The sequence below is a fragment of the Sphingopyxis sp. genome (assembly GCF_019459305.1).
In the GTDB taxonomy this organism is placed as follows: Bacteria; Pseudomonadota; Alphaproteobacteria; order Sphingomonadales; family Sphingomonadaceae; genus Sphingopyxis.
The window spans coordinates 66,120-88,417 of the sequence record NZ_JAIBES010000063.1 but is presented as its reverse complement, the minus strand read 5'-3'; the positions used below and the strand labels follow the sequence as shown (position 1 = coordinate 88,417).

The window sequence follows — 22,298 nt, the reverse complement described above, 5'->3', positions numbered from 1 at the left end:
TAAATGACAATGAGCCAATCAGCCCTTTTTGGGCAGTTTCCGGCGCGGTGCAGCAGAAATGCGCCAAATCGTCCCTTCAAAGCCGCGAACGGGGTCGATCAGCAGGGCGCCGACCATCGCACGCTTGCCCTTGTGCATGGCCGCGATCACGCCATCGAGCGAGCCGCCACGGATCGCCAGCTGGCCGGCATTGGCGCGCAGGCGTCGAGCGACGATGCGGCGAAACATCTCGGGCGGATAGGATTCGTTGCGGATCACCGCGATGTCGGAGGCGTCGGGCCAGGAGGCGATCAGGCGCTCGACCGCCCAGTCGAGTGCCTCGTCGGCCTCCGCGAGCCAGCCCGCCGAGCGCGCGGCGGCGACGGGATCGAGGATCGTCTGTGATGTCAGCGCCTGCCGTAGCCGGGCGCGATCGAAACGATTGTCGCTGTTCGACGGGTCATCGACAAAGGGCAGGTCCTTTTCGAGCGCCAGACCGACCAGATCGCTGCGCCGCCAATGCAGCAACGGCCGCATCACGACGCCATTGCGCGAGCGAATCGCCGACAAGCCGCCGACGCCGCTGCTGCGGTTGAGCCGCATGACGATCGTTTCCAGCTGATCGTCGGCATGATGCGCGGTGAGGATATGATCGAGCGCATTGGCGCCGCGCCACTGGTCGAGCAGATGATAGCGCTCCGCGCGCGCGGCGGCCTGCAGCGATCCTTTGATCGCCGCGGCGGGGCGCAGGGTTGAATGCGGGATATGTTCGCGGCTGCAAAAGCTCGCGACCATGCGCGCTTCCTGGTCCGACCCTTTGCGCAGGCCATGATCGACGGTCGCCGCCCAGACCTGTCCGGGCAGCAGCGTGGCCATCAGCCAGAGCAGCGCCATGCTGTCGGGACCGCCCGACACGGCGACGCCATAGTGCAAGCGGTGCCATTCGGGTCCGGCGAGCGCGCGAAGGTCGCTCGCCAGCCGGTCGGCGCTGTCGCGGTCAGCAACCTGCTTTTGTTTTTGCGGCGGCTGCATCGGTTCGGACATCCTGCGGAGCCTTGTCACCATAGACTTCTTCAAGCTCGCGGAACGCCTTGCAGGCATCGGCCTTGCGGCCCAGCTTGTCGAGCGCGACGCCCATGAACATCAGGCTGTGCGGCGCGCGGGCGCCGCTCGGGCGGTCCTTGTAATTATTATAGAATGCGACGGCGGCCAGGCTGGGCTTACCTTCGTCGAGGTAAGCGCGGCCCAGCAGGTTCTGGGCAAAGCTGGCGTGGCTGCTGCTCGGCCATTTGGTCACGACCTGTTTCAGCTGGGCCTGCGCTTCGGGGTAGAGCTTGGCCTCCCACAGCCGAAACCCATAATCATAGGCGTCTTTGGTTTCGTTGCCGGTCGCGGGGATTTCAACCTGTTTGACCAGCGCGAGCCGTGCCGCGTTGGGCGTTGTCGCGGTGGGTTTAGCGGCCGTGGCCGGGGGCTTCTTCGCCGGCGTGGCGGCAACCGAAGGCGCCGCCGTCGGCGGCTTCGCGGTCGGAGCGGGGGCAAGGTTGGCGGGCGTTGCGGTGGCCTCGGGATCGGCGAAACGCTGATCCATCTCGGCTTTGTAGGCGGTGAACTGCTTTTCGAGCTCGCGCAGCTGGAAGGCATTCTGCTCGGTCTGGCCGGTCAGCGTCTGGAGCTGGCTTTCCAAGGCGTCGACACGTGCTGTCAGGTCGATCACCGGGGCGTTGCTGCGCGCGCGTTCGCCGGGGGTGCTGTCGGGCGCAATCTCGCCCTCGAAAAAGGCCGGGCTGCCACCGGGGAATACGGAGCGCTGGACCGCCCGCATTTCCTTTTCGAGCCGTTCGACGCGCTTGTCGATGGCCCCCTCTTGCGCAGGCGCGGGCATCGTCGCGGCAAGCGCAATCGTCGCGGCTCCCAGGAAAGTGATCTGATGCATTTTCATTAGCCGTTCGGCCCCCACCAATTAACCATTTTGACGTTCATAACGCGGCAGAGTGCGGCAGCGCAAACCCAATTCGGTGCGCTGCCGTTCGTGCCGACCCAAAAGATGGCCGTTTCAGCCCTTCGGAAGCGGGCGTGCCGATGGCGCCGCAGTGATCGGCGCGCCGTTTCCTTCAGCGCGCGCCACCAGATCGGCAGGCTTGAGCGAAACGCCCTTTACCAGTGTATCGGCGGGGCCGATTGCTCCAACGTCGCGGCCGCCGACGGTGACTTTCAACGCCTGCGGAATGCTGGTGCGTAGCGTGAACTGGTCGATATATGCCGGCGGTACCTGATAGGTTTCGCCCGGGTCGAGCGTGCGCCAGTTTTCCGTCTTGCCAGTCGCGTCGTCGAATCCGATCCACACCTCGGAAAGGCCGGTCAGCACCACCGGCGCGTTGGTGGCGATGGCTGACTGGGTGGAACCGGCCTTCGTTGTCGGCGCCGCCGCGGCGTCGCTTTGCGGTGCTTCGGAGGCATCGGCGGCGCGGTTCTGCGCGGCAATCAGTGCTTCGCCCGGTTCGACCGACAGGAAGCGCCAAACGCCATAGGCCGAAGCGAGGAGCAAGGCGATAATCACCAGCGTCCATGTCATCCGCGCGGTGGGCAGGCGGGCCGGGTCGGTCGGCTCATAAGCTTCGTAAAGCGGCCGCGCGCCATTCGCATCTTCTTCGAGTTCGCGGCGCACCGCGGCGCCGACTTCGGCTTCGGGAAGATCGACCGCGCGGGCATAAGCGCGGGCGAAGCCGGTGACGTAAGTTCGGCCCGGAAGTTCCGAAAAATCGGACTTTTCGATCGCGGACAGGTGGCGCTGGGTGATCCGGGTGCGGGTCGCCACATCGGCAAGCGACAATCCCGCAGCTTCCCGCGCCAGCCGTAGCCGGTCGCCGGTGCGCGTAATCGCCAGCTCGCCCTGTTCCGGGGCGACATCCTCGTCTGTCATTACTGTCTCCGCGCCGGTCGATTGCAACCCGTGTCGACCGCGTCGCACCGTTCATCGCATTGACGCGCCGAAAAAGTCAAATGAAGTTCGGCAAACGACCGGCTGAAAAGAGTATGAATTACGCCCGTTGGAACAAGACGCGTTCAGAGCACATATTTGCTGAGGTCGGTATCGCCGACAATCTCCGCCAGCTGGCGTTCGACATAGGCGGCATCGATCGCGAGGGTGGTGCCCGACATGTCCTCGGCGCCGAAACTGACCTCTTCGACCAGTTTCTCCATGATCGTCTGGAGCCGCCGCGCGCCGATATTTTCGACGCGTTCGTTGACCTCGGCGGCGAGTTTGGCGACGCGCGCGATCGCATCGTCGGTGAACGACAGGGTGACGTCCTCGGTGCCGAGCAGCGCCGAATATTGCTCGGGCAGTCCCGCCTTGGTCTCACTCAAAATACGGACGAAATCGCTTTCGGTGAGTGCGCTCAGTTCGACGCGGATCGGCAGGCGGCCCTGAAGCTCGGGGAGCAGGTCGCTGGGTTTGGCGACATGAAAGGCGCCCGATGCGATGAATAATATATGGTCGGTTTTCATCGGACCATATTTGGTCGCGACGGTGGTGCCTTCGATCAGCGGCAGCAGGTCGCGCTGGACGCCTTCGCGGCTTACCGAGCCGCCGCGCACGTCGCTGACGGCGATCTTGTCGATTTCATCAAGGAAGACGATGCCATTGGCTTCGGCATCGGCGAGCGCGATGCGGGCAACGTCGTCCTGATCGAGGCGCTTGTCCTGCTCCTCTTCGATCAACCGCGTCGCGGCTTCGATGACCTTGAGCTTGCGGCGCTTCTTGGGTGCACCGCCCATCGCCTTGCCCAGCATGTCGGACAGGTTGATCATGCTCATCTGCCCGGGCTGACCGGGCAGTTCGAACGGCATGTTCGGTGCGTCGGCAACCTCGATTTCGACCTCGCTGTCGTCGAGATGCCCTTCGCGGATGCGCTGGCGGAAACTCTGGCGCGTGGCCTCGCTCGCGCCCTTGCCGGTCAGTGCATCGAGCAGCCGTTCCATCGCGGCCTCTTCGGCGGCGGCGCGCACCGCTTAGCGGCGGCGGTCCTTTTACAGCCGCACCGCTTCCTCGACCAGATCGCGGGCGATCTGTTCGACGTCGCGGCCGACGTAGCCGCCCTCGGTGAATTTGGTCGCCTCGACCTTGATGAACGGTGCGTCGGCGAGCTTGGCTAGGCGGCGCGAAATCTCGGTCTTGCCGCAGCCGGTCGGACCGATCATCAGAATATTCTTCGGCGTTACCTCGTCGCGCAGATCGGCAGACAGTTGCTGGCGGCGCCAGCGATTGCGCAGCGCCACCGCGACCGCGCGCTTGGCGGCATCCTGGCCGATGATATGCGTGTCGAGCGCAGCGACGATCGCCTTGGGAGTCAGGTCTTTGTTCATCTGTTTTACGCCTGAGTTTCGATGGTTTCTTGGGTGAACTGGTCATTGGTATAGACGCAGATGTCGGCGGCAACCTGCATCGCCTTGCGGACCAGCACTTCGGCATCTTTTTCATATTCGGCGAGCGCGGTAGCGGCAGCAAGCGCGTAATTGCCGCCCGATCCGATCGCGGCGATGCCGCCCTTGGGTTCAAGGACGTCGCCGTTACCGGTGATGACCAAAGTCACCTCCTTGTCGGCGACGATCATCATCGCCTCGAGGTTGCGGAGATATTTGTCGGTGCGCCAATCCTTGGCGAGTTCGACCGCGGCGCGCAGCAGCTGGCCGTTATGGCGCTCAAGCTTGGCTTCGAGGCGTTCGAAAAGGGTGAAGGCGTCGGCAGTGGCGCCCGCAAAGCCGCCGATGACGCTGCCGTCGTGGAGGCGGCGCACCTTGCGCGCATTGGGCTTCATCACCGTCTGGCCCATCGACACCTGCCCGTCGCCGATGACGACGACCTTGTCAGCGGTGCGGGCGGAGAGGATGGTGGTTCCGTGCCAGGGCGCGGCACTTTGCGCGTGAGAATTGGTCATGCGGCGGGATATGGGAGATAGCGGGCGGGGCCGCAAGGGGAGGCCGGATATGCGCCGGTCAGGCGGCCCAGCACAGCAGGGCGCGGCCGCCGGGCGCGATTTCAATTGACGCTGCGTCGTCGAGCAAAGCGGCTTCGCCCAAGGCCAACGTCTCGTCTGCCGCCGCGCAACCGGCGGAAAGCGGAACAAAAGTGAGTTCGCCGGCCGCGCGGTCCAGGATCGCCGGATCGATCGGCCCCGCGAGCTGGGCGAGGAAGAAATGCGGGCCGCTGACCAGCATGCGGTTTGCAGCAGGGTCCACAACCGTATCGCGCGCGTCGTGGACCGGTCCCAGCGTCGCAACCGTCAATCCGGCATCAAGATGCAGTTCGCGCGGACGCCCATAATCATAGAGCCGGTAAGTGCAGTCGACATTCTGTTGCACCTCGACCACCGTCAGTCCGCCGCCAATGGCATGGATCGTTCCGGCGCGGTTATAGACGAAATCATTCGGCTTGCTCGCTCGCCAGTCGATCATGTCGACGATCGATCCGTCGAGCGCCGCCGCGTGAAGCGCCTCGCGGCTGGTTTCTGCGGTCAAGCCAACGCCAAGCTCTGCGCCTGCGTCGGCGTCAGCGTCCAGGATCAGCCAGCACTCTTCCTTGCCGCGGGCGAAACCCGCCGCCTGCGCTGCGGCATCGTCAGGGTGAACCTGAATCGACAGGCGTTCGGACGTGAACAGGAATTTGACCATGATCGGCGCAGCGTCGCCGTCCGGATGGGCAAACCAGATTTCGCCGATCCGGCGATCACCGAAATCACCGAAATCGCGTGGGATATCGGTGCGGCCCCAAGGCTTTTCGACGACGATCGTTTCAAGACGTTGCAGCATGCCCCGCCCATGCGAGGGCAGCGCCAACGCGTCAAGCTTTGCTGCGTCAGGCCGCGCGGTACAGCGGGTTAGTGCCGGTCACAGACGGTTGGTCGAGCCACAGACCGCGTGTGTCATAGACGATCTTTTCGCTCCGTTCTTCGAGCGGGATCGATTTGAACAGCTCGTGGTCGACTAGCACGATCAGAATGTCACAGGCGGCCAGGGCGCTGTCGAGATCGATCAACTCGGCGCCGGTGCCGGCGAATTCCATCGGCAAGCCGCGCGAATAGGGTTCGACGATCTGGATCTGCTTGCCGAACCGGCGTGCCAGTGCTGCCGCGACCTCGACAGCAGGACTTTCGCGGAAATCGTCGATATTGGGTTTGAACGCGAGGCCGAGACACGCCACACGCGCCTTTGGATGCTGCGACACCAGCATCTCGGTGGCCCAGATGACATGCGCCGTCTTGGCCAGATTGACCTCGCGCGCAGTGCGGATCAGGCGGCTGTGCTCGGGCGCGCCATGAACGAGGAACCACGGATCGACTGCGATGCAATGGCCGCCGACGCCGGGACCGGGCTGGAGGATGTTGACGCGCGGATGACGGTTGGCGAGGCGGATGACCTCCCAGACATCGACGCCCATTTGCTCGGCCATCATCGACAGCTCATTGGCAAAGGCGATGTTGACGTCGCGGTAGCTGTTTTCGACCAGCTTCACCATTTCGGCGGCGCGCGCCGAGGTTGTCACGCAGGCGCCGCGCACGAACTGGCGGTAAAAGGTCATCGCGCGGCGGGCGCAGCGCGGGGTGATGCCGCCGATGCAGCGATCGTTATCGACCAGCTCGACGAGGATTCGACCCGGCAACACACGCTCGGGGCAATAAGCGACGAAGATTTCGGCGGCGCCGGTGCAGGCCCCGGGGACCTTGAGGTCGGGGCGCAACTCGGCAAGGAGCTCGGCGACCTTTTCGGTCGTACCGACGGGGGAAGTCGATTCGAGGATGACGAGGTTTCCGGCCTCCAGCTTCGGCGCGATCGCACGCGCGGCCGACAGGACGTGGCCGATGTCGGGGCGATATTTTTCGTCGTGCGGGGTCGGCACGGCAATGACAAAGGTGTCGGCTGGCGCGACGTCGGTCGACGCCACCAGCGCACCGCGCGAAACGACGCCCTGGACCAGGCCGTCGAGATCGACTTCCTCGATATGCACCTTGCCGTTGTTGACGGTGTCGACGACGTGCTGGCTGACATCGACGCCCGTCACCTTGCAGCCCGAGCGCGCGATCAATGCCGCGGTGGGCAGGCCGATATAGCCCAGCCCGAGGACGGTGACCGTCTGTTCGCTATCGATGGGCACGAGCTACAATCTCCGCAATCTGTTTGGCCGCCGTGCCGTTACCGAAGGGATTGTGAGCGCGGGCCATGGCCGAATAGGCGTCCTTATCGTCGAGAAGCCTGAAAATTTCGGAAACAATACGCGCTTTGTCTGTTCCGACAAGCTTGGCGGTGCCGGCCTCTATGCCTTCGGGGCGCTCGGTCGTCTCGCGCATGACGAGGACGGGTTTGCCGAACGCAGGCGCTTCCTCCTGCACCCCGCCGCTGTCGGTCAGAACGAGGTCCGAGATCGCTAGCAGGCGAACGAAATGCGGATAGTCGAGCGGATCAATCAGCGCGACGTTAGACAGACCGCCCAGGATCGGTTCCATCGCGCTGCGGACATGCGGGTTGGGATGGACCGGAAAGACCACCGCGATGTCGGGCCGCGCTGCGATAGCGGCGATCGCCTCGGCAATCGCCTTCATCCCGTCACCGAAATTCTCGCGGCGGTGCGACGTCACGGCAATGATCCGTTTGCCGACGAAGCGGCTGACGAGCGAATCGAGCCCGGCGGCAAGCGACGACTCCTCGTCAATCCGCGCCTTTGTCGCAAGCAGCGCGTCGATCACGGTGTTACCGGTGACGTGAATGCGTTCGGCAGGGACATTTTCGGCACGGAGCGCTGCCGCGGCCGTTTCGGTCGGCGCGAAATGAAGGTCCGCGACGGCCCCCGCCACCTTGCGGTTCACCTCTTCCGGCCACGGGTGATAAATATTCCCGCTGCGCAGTCCAGCCTCGACGTGCCCGACGGGAATCTTGCGAAAATAGGCCGAAAGTGTCGCTGCCATCGTCGTGAGCGTGTCGCCATGGACGAGGATGCGGTCGGGCTTTTCGGTATCGAATGCCGCGCCAAGGCCGGTTACAAGCCGCGCCAAAAGCCCATCGAGCGTCTGGTCAACTTGCATGACATCAAGGTCGATGTCGGGCGTGATGCGCGCTATTCGCAATACTTGATCGAGCATTTCGCGGTGCTGCGCGGTGACGCAGACGCGTGCGTCGATACCTGCATGTGCGTGCAGGGCGTGGACGACCGGAAACATCTTAATCGCTTCGGGGCGCGTGCCGAAGACAGTCATCACGTTCATTTTAAACGACTCTCCGAATTGCGAAACTGTCGACTAATGTCCAATGCGCCATTAAGCGACAAAGCTTGCAACACCCTTAAGCACCGAGCGGCAGGCCTTTACGAAATGTGATAAGTGGAAAGCCTGCAACGCCGGGCGGTATGGCACGTATATTGTCACCGTCCGCTTGCAGGGCTAGGGGGCGGCGATATCCGGCCGCAATATTCCCGCGGTTACGGCGGTTTGAGTAAGATCGGTTCAACAGGTCATGTTTTGGAAGCGTAAGAGCAAGGCGGTCGCGCAAAGCCGCAGCAGCTTTGCTATTCCCGATGGGCAGCGCGTTTATGCCATCGGCGACATTCACGGGCGCGACGATCTTTTTGCGGAGTTGATCCAGCGCATTCGGGCCGATGCGGCGGCGCGCCCTGTCGGACATCTCACGTTGATTCTGCTCGGCGACCTCGTCGATCGTGGGCCGCAATCGGCCGAGGTCGTTGAGCGAGCCATCGGGCTGCACCATGAGTTCACCGATGTCCGCCTTTTGATCGGCAATCACGAGGAATGTTTTCTGGCCGCCCTCACAGGCGATGTCCGACGGCTGCGTTATTTTATGCGGATTGGCGGCGAGGCGACTGTGCAGAGTTATTGGAATAGCGACGTTAACCTCTCAGAAGCGAGCTTCGAGGAGGTTGCAGAGATCCTCCCGGGCCTGGTTCCCGCCAGCCATGTCCAGTTTTTGGGCGCCGGCGAAGATGTGATTGAAATTGGTGACTACGTCTTTGTTCATGCCGGAATCCGGCCCGGCGTGCCGCTCGAGAAACAAGAGCTCTCCGATTTGCGTTGGATACGCGACGATTTTCTCGATGACGACAGGGATCATGGGGTGATGGTAATTCACGGACACACGATCCGCGAGAATGTCGACGAAAGGCCAAACCGGATCGGAATAGACACTGGCGCTTACGACTCTGGCATCTTAACAGCAATCGTGCTCGAAAGTGGCACGCGGCGCTACCTAGATACCGCTGACTGAGCCACGATAGCTCGGATCAACGCAAGTAGAATTAAGAGAGTTTCAGCTGGGTTGTGGCAATGCTGATCAGCACCCGCGCTTCATCCGGATTTTGATTGCTTGTAAAATTGATGGGCTATAAGGCCCTTTGACGATCCTCGCGCTTGATCGACGCGGACAAGCATTCGCCTAGATTTCATGTAACCGAAATATCGAATTCTGCTGTGACACGACAACAAGCACTTGAATCTTCTTTTCTTTCCGTGACCGTGGCAACCCTACTCAAGGTCGCCGAACTGCCCAGATCGGTGAGGCGATCTATTGCGGTAGTGATGGATCTGGGCCTTTGTGTTTTGTCAGTCTGCCTGGCCTTGTCGTTACGGACTGGGTCTTGGGACTTGTTGAACTCTTCTGTTGGTTTGGTAATCGCGGTAGTATTGCCAGCTTGGCTGGTCGCAGCCCGATTGCGAGGAGTGTATCGGTCCATTATCCGGTTTGCTGGCGGACGGACAATGATTGACCTAGCGGTTGCCTGTTTGTTGCTTTCGCTGCCAATGATGACAATCTTCATGTTCGTTGGAGTTCAGAATGTGCCGCGCACCGTTGGCGTGTTGCAGCCCATGCTGCTCATGCTGTTGCTTGCGCTCAGCCGAATCGCCATTCGATATGCCCTTGTGGATATCCTCCATGTTGTTCGGCAAAGGGGCGGATCGCGAGTTGCGGTGTACGGCGCCGGGAAAGCCGGCCGACAGCTTGGCTTTGCGATCCAGCACGACGGCAATGCGTCGCTTATCTGTTATATAGACGATGATGAAAGTCTTGACGGTCACCGGATCGACGGCGTTCCGATCCACAGCACGAACGATATAGGCGATCTGATCGAGAATTCGAGGTTGAACGAAATTCTGCTCGCTTTGCCGAGCATCCCGCGCTCGCGGCGGCTCGAGATTGTCGAAGAACTGCAGGCACACTCGGTAAAGGTGCGGGCGCTTCCAAGCATGGCTAATATCATGGACGGCAAGGTTTCGATCCGCGACCTGCGTGAGGTACAAGTCGAAGAACTGTTGGGCCGTGACCCAGTTCCGCCCGATGAAGAGCTTCTTAGTTCGGCGATCACCGGAAAAGTCGTTATGGTCTCGGGGGCTGGTGGTTCGATCGGTTCCGAGTTGTGCCGACAGATCGCTGCGCGCCATCCGCGGCAATTGATCCTCATCGAGCATTCAGAACATGCGCTCTACACCATTCACATGGAATTGAAGGAGCGTTTCGCAAAGAATGGCGAGACCGAAATTACACCCGAACTGGCCAACATTTCTGAAGCAGTTGTTGCGGCTCGAATGATGGAACGCTACCGTCCTCAGACGGTGTTTCATGCCGCAGCTTACAAACATGTGCCGTTGGTCGAAGCCAATCCGATTTCGGGGCTAAAGAACAACATCTTTGGAACATATCATTGCTGCATCGAGGCGGAGAAGGTTGGAGCGTCGCGCTTCATCCTCGTGAGTACCGACAAAGCGGTTCGGCCGACGAATGTTATGGGTGCTTCGAAGCGCATCTGCGAACTCATCCTTCAGGCGCGCGCAATCGGACGTAGCGACACGGTGTTTTCCATGGTTCGCTTTGGCAATGTGCTGGGATCGAGCGGATCGGTTGTGCCGCGCTTCCGCGCCCAGATCGAGGAAGGTGGTCCGGTTACGCTGACGCACCGTGACGTGACCCGTTTCTTCATGACGATTCCCGAGGCAGCGCAGCTAGTGATGCAGGCTGGAGCGATGGCAGAGGGGGGCGATGTTTTCGTTCTAGATATGGGGCAGCCAATACGCATCTTCGATCTGGCTTGTTCGATGATTCAATTGTCAGGTCGCACGCTGCGAAGTGAGGACAATCCCGATGGCGATATCGCCATCGAGGAGATTGGCCTGCGTCCAGGTGAGAAAATGTACGAAGAGCTGTTATTGGGGGATAATCCGCTACCGACCCAACATAGCCGTATCATGCGAGCTGAGGAGGTCATGCTCGACTGGCCGGAATTGTCAAAGATTTTGGCAACGTTGGGCCGCGCGCTTGATGTGGGCGACTTGGAGGCCGCCATGGCGGTTGTTCAACGTGCCGTTCCTGACTATGCGCACTCCCTTCCTGCGAATGTGTCGATTCCCGAAAAGAATCATCGGACAGCGGCCGGCTGAGTGAGTGCGTCATCCATGAAAAAACTATCGTCGCGACGGGCGTTCTTTATTCCGGGATCGGAGGCGCCAGATCGTGTCCCAGCGGCCATTGCTTTCATATCGCTACTTTCGGCATTTTTTTTGGCCGGCGGCGCGCGCGATGATCTTATTTCACTCCTGATATGGCGTCCGTTGTCGGCATTTCTTTTGGCCATTTCGATCGTGTTGTGCTGGGCTAGTGCTTGGCAGCGTGGCAAGCCGCTCGTCATACTGTGCATCAGTGTCGTCGCGCTGGTCGCAATCCATCTCGTGCCGCTTCCTCCAGAAATATGGGTCTCTCTGCCAGGGCGTAATATCGTGGTGGAAACCTATCAAAGTGTGGGTATGGACCTGCCTTGGCAACCACTATCGATGGCGCAAGCGCGGACTTGGAATGCGCTATTCTCGCTAGCCGGTCCGTTCGCGGTCATGCTGGCTGTGCTTTCCTTAGATCGATCGCGACATCAACAATTGCTTCAGTTGTTGATCATTCTCGGCATGATAAGCGGGATCTTAGGTATGATCCAAGCTATTGGTCCAGCCAACGGTCCTTTGTATTTCTATCGCATTACCAATGGAACCGCGAGCGTTGGGCTTTTCGCCAATCGAAATCATCAAGCAATTTTTCTCGCAACGCTATACCCGTTGCTCGCGGCCAATTTGTCGCTGTTTAAGGGGCGGCCAGACCGATTGTTTTTCTACCGATCGATGACAATCGCCGGTGCAGCATTGCTCGTTCCACTGATTCTCATGACCGGATCGCGTTCGGGATTGCTCCTCGCCGCGATTGGCATGTTTTCCGCCTGGTGGGTGTATCGTCCGCCGGTGGCGGAGGGCCGCGTTGCGGGTATTAATAGTGCACATAGAACGCGGCTGGTGGGCATGAGCATCGCCGCGATACTACTTATGGTTGTCTTGGTGGTCGCGATTAGAACACCTGCCCTGCAACGACTTATCGATACGGACGCTGCGTCTGAACTGCGTATTCAGGCGCTTCCGGTTATAGGCCAGGCTATCAGCCGGTTTTTCCCGTTTGGCAGCGGAATAGGGACGTTTGTCGAGACCTATCAGATATTCGAACCGGATAGTTTTGTCGCCGCCAGCTATTTCAACCATGCTCACAATGACTTTGCAGAGTTGTTGATGACCGGTGGCATCGCCGCCGTTTTGTTGTTCCTTTGGGCGATCTGGATCGGAATCGGCTGGTTCATCTCTCTCCTGCGCAATCGCCGCATAGCTAAAGATGAACAGGGATTTGGCTTACAGATGCTTGGCCGTGCGGGCTTCTCCGTTCTTGTGATGCTTGCGCTTGCCAGCGCAGCTGATTACCCGCTGCGGACGCCGTCTATAATGTTATATGCAATGGTGATGGCGGCTTGGTGTTCAAGCGCTCACAAATTTGCCCGGAAGTGATTGGGATTATGAGAAATTATACCTGCTCAGGCCGCAACAGCAAAGCAACCTTGTTGGTCGTCGCTGCCCTGGCATTGTCCCTGTCCGGCTGCGGGAAGGGAATGGTCGCACAAGGGCTGGGAGGTCCAACGGTGACGCGGGTCGAAAGCAACGAGTTGCCGGCACCCGATGGCCAGACGGGAAGCAACCAAGCTTATGTTTATAAGATCGGACCCTTTGACAAATTGATCATCGATGCTGATGGACTCATGCCAGAACGTCGTCTTACGGTTGATGGTTCGGGTAATATAACATTGGCGATCACAGGCGTTGTGCATGTAGCCGATCTTTCATTGGGCGAAGCCAGCGAAAAGATCGAACGGCAGCTTCGCCAGGCTTTTGTGCGTAACCCGCAGGTGGCTGTGAACCTGGATGAATCGGTAAGCGATTTCATAACGATCGATGGGGAAGTGAAGCAGCCGGGTAATTATCCGATGGCTTCCGGAATGACGCTTATGCGCGGGATTGCCGCCGCGCGTGGCGCGAGTGAATTTGCTCAGCTGCGCGAAGTGGTCATCCACCGAACAGTTGAGGGTCGCCAGATGATCGCGCTCTACGACCTTGGCGCCATCCGTCGGGGAGCCTATGCGGACCCAGCCCTTTATCCGAACGACATCGTCGTGGTCGGCGATTCGCCGGGCCGCAGACTTCTCCAGCAAATTGTTACGATTTCACCGCTGTTAATCTCGCCGCTGATTGCGGTGTTGCAGACGCGAAATTGAAATAAAGCCCGATCTTAGTGGAAATATAAATGTCTGATAAGCTCACCATGCCGACCGTTCCCGATCGTCAGGTCGACCCGTCGCCACCTGAGGGAAGGCAGTTCTGGTCGGCGCCTGTCTTGATCGAGTATTGGAATGCCCTGAAGCGGCATATCTGGCTGGCGCTAGCGATCGTAGCGACTGTGACGGTGGCGGGCGTGATCTTCACCTTGCTAATGACACCGCAATATACAGCCACGTCGCGCATCGAGATCGCCCGAGAACAGGCCAATGTGACAAACGTCGAAAGTTTGCAGCGCGAAACCGGAAGCAACGATCAGGAATTCTACCTAACCCAATATTCGCTACTAAATGCTCGCTCGCTCGCGGAACGCGTCGAGCGTCGGCTACGGCTGGCACGCAAGCCAGAGTTTTTCGCGGCACATGGTGTGGCGCCGGTGGGCGAGGGACTGCTCTCGATCGGAAGTTCGGGGCCAGTTTCGGCCACACAGATGCGGGAGCGTGAACGCCAGGCTGTCGAATTACTTCTTGATAATGTCGCGATCTCACCACTTCGTGGTTCTGCGCTTATTGACGTTACTTATACTGCCGCATCGCCTGAATTGTCGCGGCAAATCGCGAATGCTTGGGTCAGTGAATTCATTCAGCAGAGCATGGATCGGCGATTGTCTTCGACCGCCGATGCGAGGGTCTATCTTGAATCGCGGCTCGAAGGACTGCGCAGCCGGCTTGAGCGGTCTGAACGTGAATTGGTCAATTATGCTGCCCGGCAGGGGATCGTTCGCCTTTCGGAAACACAGGGCGAAAATGGAAGGACACGAACGACGCAGACGCTCGCTTCGAGCGACTTGGAGCAGATAAACCGGTTGCTCGTCGAAGCCACCGCGGAACGCGCCGAAGCCGAAGCACGCCTCGGTTCATCCACCCGCTCACCCGGTTCGACGACGCTTGGCCTCTCCAACCAGTCTTTGGGCAATCTGCGCCAACGGCGAGCTGAGGCTAATGCGGAATACCAGCAATTGCTGGTTCAGTTTGAGCCGGAATATCCTGCGGCCCAGTCTGCTCGGGAGAAGATTGCTTCGCTCGATCGCGCGATCACGTCGGAAGAGTCGCGTGTCCGTGCGGCCTATGCGTCCGATTTCAACGCTGCGCGCGATCGCGAGACAAAGCTGCGGTCCCAAGTTGATGGACTTTTGCGTCGTTTGGATTCTGAAAACAGGTCGAGCATTCAGTACAATATCTATCAGCGTGAAGTCGACACCAACCGCCAGCTCTATGACGGTTTGCTGCAGCGCTACAAGGAGATCGGCGTCGCTGGCGTTGGGACGAATAACATCTCGATAGTCGATTTGGCCTTTCTGCCTGTCAAACCTTCTTCGCCGCGCGTCGCGCTGAACGTGGCACTAGCCCTTCTACTGGGTGTGGCACTAGCTGCCCTAGTCGTAGTGATCCTCGAAAATCTCGATGAAAGCGTTCGCGAGCCGCACCAAATTGCGGATCGCCTCGGCGTCCCGCTATTGGGCGCCGTGCCTGCGATCGACAGCGATGCACTTGCCGAGATTGACGATCCCAAGTCGATAATGTCCGAGGCCTATATGACGGTCCGGACCAACCTAAGCTTTTCGACCAACCATGGCGTGCCAAAGACGTTGGCTCTGACCAGTACGTCGCCTTCAGAGGGTAAATCGACGTCGGCCTATTCATTGGCTCGAGTACTTGGCCGGACCGCTGGGTCGGTGGTGCTTGTTGATGTCGACATGCGCCGTCCGGTAGTGGCAACCCGGCTTGGTCTCGACAATACGAAAGGCGTTTCGAACTTTCTTGCCGGTGATGATAATCTGGATTCGATGATTCAGACTATTGGCGATTCAAACGTGTCCTTCATGGCTGCGGGCCCGACGCCGCCGAGCGCATCCGAGCTGTTGAGCGGCGATCGCCTAGCGACGCTGGTGGAAAAGCTATCTGAACGCTTCGACCATGTCATTCTCGACAGTCCACCAATGCTTGGCCTTTCTGATGCGCCATTGATCGCGAAGGTCGTCGAGGGGGTGATATATGTCGTCGAAGCCGACCGAACGGCGGTCCGCGCGTCGCGTTCAGCGCTGGTACGGTTGCGCGAATCGCGCGCCCAGATCCTGGGCGCTCTGCTGACCAAATATCGTGCGAAGCAGACGGGCTACGGTTACGGATATGGGTATGGTTATGGCTACGGCCAAGACCGTGCGACCGACGACGCAGCCTGACGTAAAGCGGGAGGCTGCTGCAACATGAACCGTAAGATCAAGCTGACCCCATCGCTTTTTTGCGGGCTCGTTCTCGGGCTATTTCTTTCGGTTGTCGCGTTTTCACAGGCGGCAGCGTCGATCGGTCTCGCGATCGACAGTTTCCGGCCGATGGGCGGCAGCTTTTTTTCTTGGCGCGCCGGGCAATCCAAAGAGGCGGTCGCGCTCTTCTCCAACGGGTCGCGCAACAGTTCGGCGTCGGCCGAAAGGTTTGGGCGATCAGTTCTTGAACATGCGCCGCTGACCCCTAGGTCGCTCTGGCTCATAGGCAAAAGCATGGAGTTAAGGGGCGAGATGCCTCAAGCGCGGCGCGCCATGCTGCAGGCCGAGCGTATCTCACGCCGCGATGGTGCGGTCCAATTGTGGCTTGGCGCGGACCGCCTTAGGAACGGGGAAATTGCATCTGGATTGCGGCATTACGACCTTTTGATCCGTTCTGATGTGGAGGCTGCCAATTCGGTTATTCCACGTATGGCACTGATTATAGCTTCGCCCGAAGGAAGGCGCTATCTTGCGCCCTATATTCGCGAAACCAATCCTTGGTTGCTAAACCTGTTTCAGGTTGCAGTGACAGATTTGCCGCGGGCCGCGCCGCTGGCTCAGCTATTGATCGATCGGCGTAAAAAGGCTCCGAATGGCCCGAACATAGAGCAGGTGTATAACCCGCTGATGAACCGGCTGGTCAGCGAAGGATCCTATTCTCTCGCGCTGCGTCTCTACCCTTTGCTGCCTGGCACCAGTTCTGAAAGCCTGCGCAACGTCAGCGGGACCATCAAAGGCGAACTTGACACCGGGTATCCGCCTTTCATCTGGAACTTCCCCGACAGCAATGCGCAAGGCGCCGAATTTGTGAGTGTTGAAGGCGGGGGCACCGGGCTTGACGTATTCGGCGCGCCTGGAACCGTTGGTGTCGCAGGGACTAAGCTAATTGCGCCGCGCGCAAATGATGTCCTTTTTTGGAGCGTGAAGGATCGCGCCGGCAATTTAGAGGGCAGCGCCACGTGGAGCGCGACCTGCCTGATCGGATCGAGCGTCGGGAAGAAAGTGGAATCGGCCAATATGTTCGACGCCAATGCACCGCTGAACCGTACCTTGAAAATGTCAATGCCTTCAGGTTGCCAACTAGTGCGTCTCGACTTGAATGTAGCGGGCGGCATCGGCCGAGATCCGGCAAGTGTGATAATCGGCGATCTGGACCTTAGGCCCAACGCAAAGGCGAACTGATTTCATGGGAAAGCGTGGTTTTGATATCGCTCTTTCAGCGATAGCGTTCCTTTTATTGTTGCCGTTGATCTTACTGATAGCCCTTATGGTTTGGATATTCATTGGATCGCCTGTTCTGTTTGGCCAGCAGCGTCCCGGACTGCACGGTCAGCCGTTTCGCTTGCTGAAGTTTCGCACCATGACAAACCAAGGGGGCGCCGATGGCGAACTATTGTCCGATGCGGATCGGTTGATGCCCTTCGGTCGTTGGCTGCGTTCGACTAGCCTCGACGAACTGCCGGAGTTATGGAATATTCTCCGGGGCGACATGAGCCTTGTGGGTCCCCGCCCGTTATTGATGGAATATCTGCCGCTCTACTCGGCCGAGCAAGCCCGTCGGCACGACGTGCGTCCCGGCCTAACCGGTTGGGCGCAAGTTAATGGTCGCAATGCTCTGAGCTGGAACGAGAAATTTGCGATGGATATCTGGTATCTGGAAAATCGAAGTTTCCTGCTCGACGTCAAGATTCTTGTTTTGACCGTGTTGCAGGTCATCAAACGGGAAGGCATATCCGCGGACGGCGAGGCTACAATGCCGGCCTTCACCGGCGACTGAAGTTTGCCGGAATTTCCTTTCAAGTTTTGAAAGCTAAATTGGTGCGTAGGAACATTCTCATTCTGTCGGCAGGGCGACGTGTCGAGCTTTTGCGAGGTTTCGAGAAGGCGGCAGAGCGCTTGTTGCCTGGCGGCCAGGTTTATTGCGCTGACGCGTTCCCTAAAATGTCAGCGGCCTGCCAGGCTGCGGTTCTTCATTTTACCCTGCCGCATTGCCTGGATCCGGATTATCCTGCCGCGTTGCGGCAGTTGTGTACTGATGAGGGGATTGGACTCGTCATACCTACCATTGATACCGAGTTGCTTACGTTGACGGACCTCGCCGCGGCATTTCGGCTCGAGGGAACACATTTGGTCGTTTCCGAGCGAGATGTCGTCGCGGGATGCCGTGATAAACGCAAGACGCCGGTTATCTTCGCTCAGATGGGTCTACCGACCCCGGCCATATACGATATCGACACGATCGAATTCCCCTGCTTCTCAAAGCCCGCTGATGGAAGCAGCAGCATCGGAGCGATGCGCATAGATGGTCCAGCGCAGATCACCGCCGAGATGCGCGTAGATATAAAGCGGATGTTCATGGAGTTGGTACCCGACGGGCTTCGCGAGCTTACTATTGATCTCTACTACGACCGTCGTCACACGTTGCGTTGCGCCGTCCCACGGCAACGGCTCGCCGTTCGTGCGGGTGAGGTAGCCAAGGGTCTCACGACCCGCGACTGGGTTTATGATCGCGTGTTGGCTGGAGCGCAAAGCCTCGACGGTGCGCGTGGCTGCCTGACTTTGCAGCTATTCGCAAATGATAAGGACATGTCGATTCACGCGATCGAGATCAATCCACGGTTCGGCGGCGGATACCCTCTATCGCTTGCTGCGGGTGCGGACTTTGCCGAATGGTTGATTCGAGAATATCTGTTGAAAGAGGATATTCTCTTTTTCGAGGCGTGGGAAGATGGGCTTCTCATGCTCCGTTACGACGCCAAGATATTGGTCCATGGCCATCGCTAGCGGTTCGCGCACGATCGTCTTCGACCTGGACGATACGCTTTATGCCGAGGCAGATTATGTGCTATCGGGAAAAAATGCCCTCCGGGAGTTATTGACCAAGATTTACCGGCGAAAGATAGACCCCTCCGTTTTTGATGAAGCGGACTTTATTGCTGCCTTGTGTCGGGAGTTGGGTCTGCCATCGTCTGCTGCGCAGACGATGATTTGGCACTATCGCCTTCATGAGCCAAAAATTGCGCTGCGCGCCGGCGCGGCTGCTCTGATCGAACACCTGCGGGCGAGAGGCGACCGGATCTGCATAATTACCGACGGGCGCAGCGTTACACAGCGGTTGAAGATCCTTGCGTTGGGCCTCGACGTCGATGGTGTATACATTTCGGAAGAGGTCGGAGCAGAGAAGCCTGACCCCTCCGCATTCGTGCTCGTCGAGCGGGACTGGCCGGCCGAATCCTATGTCTATGTTGCCGACAATGTCGCAAAGGATTTTATCGCGGCCCGTGCTCGCAGATGGATCAGCGTTGGGATCCGGGCTGACTCAAGGGCCATATACGGCGCAAATCCGCTATTGTCGGGCGCAGTCATGCCCGACCTGTGGGCCGATGATTTTCACAGCATTTCGAAAATTCTGCTTTCTGACGGTGAATAGTCTGAGCCAACGATTACAACGAACGGGCAGGGGTCAGCGGCTGGCCTGTTCCAGAACTCGGGACACAATGTCGCACGTTGCGGCAATTTGGGCATCCGTGATGGTCGGGTGGCAAAGAAACATAAGACTGGTCTCGCCGAGATCGCGCGCGATTGCCAATCTTTCGCGTGGACGCCAAGGCGTTCCGTCGAATGCCTTTTCTAGATAGATTTCAGAGCAGCTACCCTGCATTATTGTAGCGCCCAAAATGCTGCATTCCGCGATGATACGGTCGCGAGACCAGCCGTCTTTGAGGCCGTCAGAACGTACGTAGGCATATTGTCGATAAAAGGCGTGAATCATTCCCTCACGAGCGACGGGGACGCGAAGCGCGGCGGAAAAAGGCTCAAGCGCTTGACGGATCCGTTCAGCGATGAATGTTCGCCGCTGGGTCCATTCCCCCATATTGCGCAGTTGAATGCGGCCGATTGCGGCTTGCATTTCCAGCATGCGCCAGTTTGTTCCGAAACTTTCATGTAACCAGCGAAAGCCTGGCGCATGCTCACGGTTGTAAACGGCATCCCAGCTTTTGCCGTGATCCTTGAATGACCACATGGTTGACCAGAGGTCATGGTCGTGGGTGGTAACCATGCCGCCTTCGCCCCCGGTCGTCATGATCTTATCCTGACAGAATGACCAGGCGCCAATATCACCGACCGTGCCAACGCCACTGCCGTCGATTGACGCGCCATGCGCCTGCGCGCAGTCCTCAATCACCCGGATGCCCCGCGGTGCCGTGAGCGCCATGATTGCATCCATTTCACACGGCCATCCGGCGAGGTGGACCGGAATGATAGCGCGGGTTCGATCAGTCAGGACGTTTGCAATGGTGGCAGCAGAGATATTGCCGCTGTCGTAGTCGACATCCGCAAAGACCGGAGTTGCGCCAGCGTTGACGACGGTCGACGCCGACGCGATGAAGCTGCGCGGCGTGACTATGACTTCGTCACCTTCACCGATGCCCAGCGCTTTTAAAGCGACGTCAAGTGCAAGAGTGCCATTGGCCAGCGCGATCGCGTGTGCGCTTCCGGCCCATTCGGCGAACTCCTGTTCAAAACGCCGGCCTTCTTGGCCGGTCCAATAGTTGACCTTGTTTGACAGGAGAAGCGATTTGACGGCCTCAGCTTCTTCTTGGGTGAAGCTTGGCCACGGCGACAACGATGCATTCGACATTGCGACCCCATAGACGGCAGCCTGTGAACTTGCCATAGGGAATTGGAGCCAATTATTTCCACGAGCTAGTTGGCAATGGGTGGACATATCAATCCCGCGGCGATAGTGGCCGGCCACGGGACGTATCCAACCCCGTGGCAAGTTCCTCCCGCGATCCTGTTGAGCATACATCGATGTCAGACACAGCGAGCATCCATTGGCTCGACGGTATATTATTGCTGACGCCGCTTGTGCAGGCTATCGCCTTTCTGATCGAAACATCGTCATGGCTTGTGCGGGCGCAGTCAGTTTCTTCCAACATTGGTCTCTATGTCGGCCGGTCAAATATATTTCTTTACTCCGCGCGCATGTTCACTCTGATCTTTACCGTATGTCTCGCCTTCGCGGTCGAGTCCAGTTATCATACCAGCACCATTATATTGCTGATATCCGCAACCTTGTTCATGTCCGCTTTGTGTCATGCTTTGATGTTGTTTCACAAGCCTCGCGGATTTTTTATGAGGGTGGTTTCCTTCACACTATTACTGCCGAGCAACCGTAACGTCGGTTATACCGTCCGGCGTACCGATATGACTACCCCGTTGTTCGTCATGACCCTCGCGACGTCGGTCGTATTCTGCATATCGCTTACCGCGCCCATCATTGGAGCGATATTGCTCCCTGAGTATCGGCTGTCGGTTTCTTATATCGGACAAATCATCAATTTTTTCGGCACGATTATAATGCTCTTCTACGTTGATCAGAGGCTGTTCCGAGCCATAGATCAAGGCGATATCGATCAGATAATCATATCGTATGTTGCGGGCAGATTTTTCAGCTTCGTCCTTGTTGGAATGATTTTTTTCCTCATCGGATGCTATTTATGAGGCTATTCAGCGTTGTCGTGCTTTACCATCCGGACCAAGAAGTTCTCGACTTTGTAAAATCTTATGCCAGCGACCAGAATCCGACAGTTGTCGTTTGGAATGAATGCGCGGAAGGCGACGCTGGGAAGTTGTCATCTGCAGCAGGGGTGGCGCTTCACGCCATGCCCTCGAACGTTGGCTTGGCATCGGCGCTCAACATTGGAATAGCCGATGCCTTTACGCGCGGCGCAGACCGGGTCATGCTCTTGGATCAAGATAGTAGGCCTGGTTTGGACATCGCGCGATGGCTTTCCGAGATCGCGGATGATGCGGCGCGCGACGACGTCCACCCCGCGCTGATCGGACCGACATTGAATGATGAGAAGGCGGGAGGCGTCGTTAATTTTGCAGACGCGTCAGTCGGCGAATACCAAAATGTTCAGCGGCTTGCGACGTCAGGTAGCCTCATTGACCGATCAGCATACGAGGCAGTTGGGCCGATGTGGGAGGATTTGTTTATCGATTGCATAGACCATGAATGGTGCTATCGCGCCCGTGACAAAGGCCTTGCTATCCTTCAGGCGACTACGGTGACCATGAATCATAATATGGGCGACGCCGGCATCAACTTTCTCGGCCGGTATAAGCCGATTCATCGATCGCCGGTGCGACATTATTATATTGTTCGCAACACGCTGTGGTTGGCGCGGCTAAATCATGTACCGAAGGCATTCTCGCTCACGCAGGTGGCGAAGCTAGCCTACCGGATTCCGGTCTATCTAGTGGTCAGTTCGTCAACGCGCACGACGGCCTTGAATGTCGGCCGGGCGATCTGTCACGGTCTGTTCGGTTCGATATCCGATCCGGGCCAGAATCGATAG

Annotated in this window: 19 protein-coding genes and 1 pseudogene; 11 read left to right on the top strand and 9 right to left on the bottom strand. The window is 58.7% G+C overall.

Annotated elements, in window-relative coordinates; all coding sequences use genetic code 11:
- Nucleotides 1–18 precede the first annotated feature (18 nt).
- The 8 genes and pseudogenes from tilS to wecB all read right to left on the bottom strand — a co-directional run bounded on the left by tilS (nucleotide 19) and on the right by wecB (nucleotide 8,237).
- On the bottom strand, nucleotides 19–1,023 hold the full coding sequence (gene tilS / locus K0M74_RS07230) for a tRNA lysidine(34) synthetase TilS (protein ID WP_293969800.1): 1,005 nt from the start codon (nucleotides 1,021–1,023) through the stop codon (nucleotides 19–21).
- Nucleotides 977–1,915 carry a tetratricopeptide repeat protein gene (locus K0M74_RS07225; RefSeq protein ID WP_293969797.1) on the bottom strand — a complete coding sequence of 313 codons (939 nt, stop codon included), beginning with the start codon at nucleotides 1,913–1,915 and terminating at the stop codon, nucleotides 977–979. Before K0M74_RS07225 ends, tilS begins: the two co-directional genes overlap by 47 nt.
- A gap of 120 nt (nucleotides 1,916–2,035) precedes the next feature.
- Nucleotides 2,036–2,902 carry a helix-turn-helix domain-containing protein gene (locus tag K0M74_RS07220; protein WP_293969794.1) on the bottom strand — a complete coding sequence of 289 codons (867 nt, stop codon included), beginning with the start codon at nucleotides 2,900–2,902 and terminating at the stop codon, nucleotides 2,036–2,038.
- Between the two features lie 143 nt (nucleotides 2,903–3,045).
- A pseudogene (gene hslU, locus K0M74_RS07215) lies at nucleotides 3,046–4,347 on the bottom strand (ATP-dependent protease ATPase subunit HslU).
- A 5-nt stretch (nucleotides 4,348–4,352) separates the two neighbouring features.
- Entirely contained in the window at nucleotides 4,353–4,919 is a 567-nt protein-coding gene (gene hslV, locus K0M74_RS07210) for an ATP-dependent protease subunit HslV (protein WP_293969791.1), read from the bottom strand.
- A 58-nt stretch (nucleotides 4,920–4,977) separates the two neighbouring features.
- Entirely contained in the window at nucleotides 4,978–5,790 is an 813-nt protein-coding gene (locus K0M74_RS07205; protein ID WP_293969788.1) for a class I mannose-6-phosphate isomerase, read from the bottom strand.
- A gap of 46 nt (nucleotides 5,791–5,836) precedes the next feature.
- Nucleotides 5,837–7,132 (bottom strand): UDP-N-acetyl-D-mannosamine dehydrogenase, encoded by a 1,296-nt coding sequence (wecC, locus tag K0M74_RS07200; protein WP_293969785.1) that lies wholly within the window; start codon nucleotides 7,130–7,132, stop codon nucleotides 5,837–5,839.
- The gene (gene wecB / locus K0M74_RS07195; protein ID WP_293969782.1) at nucleotides 7,119–8,237 is read right to left on the bottom strand and encodes a non-hydrolyzing UDP-N-acetylglucosamine 2-epimerase; all 1,119 of its coding nucleotides are present in this window, start codon (nucleotides 8,235–8,237) and stop codon (nucleotides 7,119–7,121) included. The genes wecC and wecB overlap by 14 nt, the downstream gene beginning before the upstream one ends.
- Nucleotides 8,238–8,484: 247 nt before the next feature.
- Here wecB and K0M74_RS07190 point away from each other — a divergent pair, with 247 nt between their 5' ends.
- The 9 genes from K0M74_RS07190 to K0M74_RS07150 all read left to right on the top strand — a co-directional run bounded on the left by K0M74_RS07190 (nucleotide 8,485) and on the right by K0M74_RS07150 (nucleotide 19,360).
- On the top strand, nucleotides 8,485–9,249 hold the full coding sequence (locus K0M74_RS07190) for a metallophosphoesterase (RefSeq protein WP_293969779.1): 765 nt from the start codon (nucleotides 8,485–8,487) through the stop codon (nucleotides 9,247–9,249).
- Nucleotides 9,250–9,392: 143 nt separating this feature from the next.
- Complete coding sequence (locus K0M74_RS07185) at nucleotides 9,393–11,414, top strand: nucleoside-diphosphate sugar epimerase/dehydratase (RefSeq protein WP_293969776.1); 2,022 nt, start codon at nucleotides 9,393–9,395, stop codon at nucleotides 11,412–11,414.
- Between the two features lie 15 nt (nucleotides 11,415–11,429).
- Nucleotides 11,430–12,845, top strand: coding sequence for an O-antigen ligase (locus tag K0M74_RS07180; RefSeq protein ID WP_293969773.1), 1,416 nt, complete (start codon nucleotides 11,430–11,432; stop codon nucleotides 12,843–12,845).
- A complete protein-coding gene (locus tag K0M74_RS07175; RefSeq protein ID WP_293969831.1) occupies nucleotides 12,812–13,606 on the top strand; it encodes a polysaccharide biosynthesis/export family protein in 795 nt (264 codons plus the stop codon). The genes K0M74_RS07180 and K0M74_RS07175 overlap by 34 nt, the downstream gene beginning before the upstream one ends.
- A 29-nt stretch (nucleotides 13,607–13,635) precedes the next feature.
- The gene (locus K0M74_RS07170; protein WP_293969770.1) at nucleotides 13,636–15,849 is read left to right on the top strand and encodes a polysaccharide biosynthesis tyrosine autokinase; all 2,214 of its coding nucleotides are present in this window, start codon (nucleotides 13,636–13,638) and stop codon (nucleotides 15,847–15,849) included.
- Between the two features lie 24 nt (nucleotides 15,850–15,873).
- Nucleotides 15,874–17,112: a hypothetical protein gene (locus K0M74_RS07165; protein WP_293969767.1), complete on the top strand. Its 1,239-nt coding sequence runs from the start codon at nucleotides 15,874–15,876 to the stop codon at nucleotides 17,110–17,112.
- Between the two features lie 4 nt (nucleotides 17,113–17,116).
- Nucleotides 17,117–17,707 (top strand): sugar transferase, encoded by a 591-nt coding sequence (locus tag K0M74_RS07160; protein ID WP_293969764.1) that lies wholly within the window; start codon nucleotides 17,117–17,119, stop codon nucleotides 17,705–17,707.
- Between the two features lie 41 nt (nucleotides 17,708–17,748).
- Complete coding sequence (locus tag K0M74_RS07155) at nucleotides 17,749–18,714, top strand: ATP-grasp domain-containing protein (protein ID WP_293969761.1); 966 nt, start codon at nucleotides 17,749–17,751, stop codon at nucleotides 18,712–18,714.
- Nucleotides 18,701–19,360, top strand: a complete 660-nt coding sequence (locus K0M74_RS07150) for an HAD family hydrolase (protein WP_293969758.1) — start codon at nucleotides 18,701–18,703, stop codon at nucleotides 19,358–19,360. The genes K0M74_RS07155 and K0M74_RS07150 overlap by 14 nt, the downstream gene beginning before the upstream one ends.
- A 33-nt stretch (nucleotides 19,361–19,393) precedes the next feature.
- Here the strand turns inward: K0M74_RS07150 and K0M74_RS07145 are convergent, their stop codons facing one another.
- Nucleotides 19,394–20,572 carry a DegT/DnrJ/EryC1/StrS aminotransferase family protein gene (locus K0M74_RS07145; RefSeq protein ID WP_293969755.1) on the bottom strand — a complete coding sequence of 393 codons (1,179 nt, stop codon included), beginning with the start codon at nucleotides 20,570–20,572 and terminating at the stop codon, nucleotides 19,394–19,396.
- 173 nt (nucleotides 20,573–20,745) lie between these two features.
- On the opposite strand from K0M74_RS07145, the gene K0M74_RS07140 reads away from it, so the two are divergent.
- Nucleotides 20,746–21,438, top strand: a complete 693-nt coding sequence (locus tag K0M74_RS07140; protein ID WP_293969752.1) for a DUF2837 family protein — start codon at nucleotides 20,746–20,748, stop codon at nucleotides 21,436–21,438.
- Nucleotides 21,435–22,298, top strand: coding sequence for a hypothetical protein (locus tag K0M74_RS07135; protein WP_293969749.1), 864 nt, complete (start codon nucleotides 21,435–21,437; stop codon nucleotides 22,296–22,298). The genes K0M74_RS07140 and K0M74_RS07135 overlap by 4 nt, the downstream gene beginning before the upstream one ends.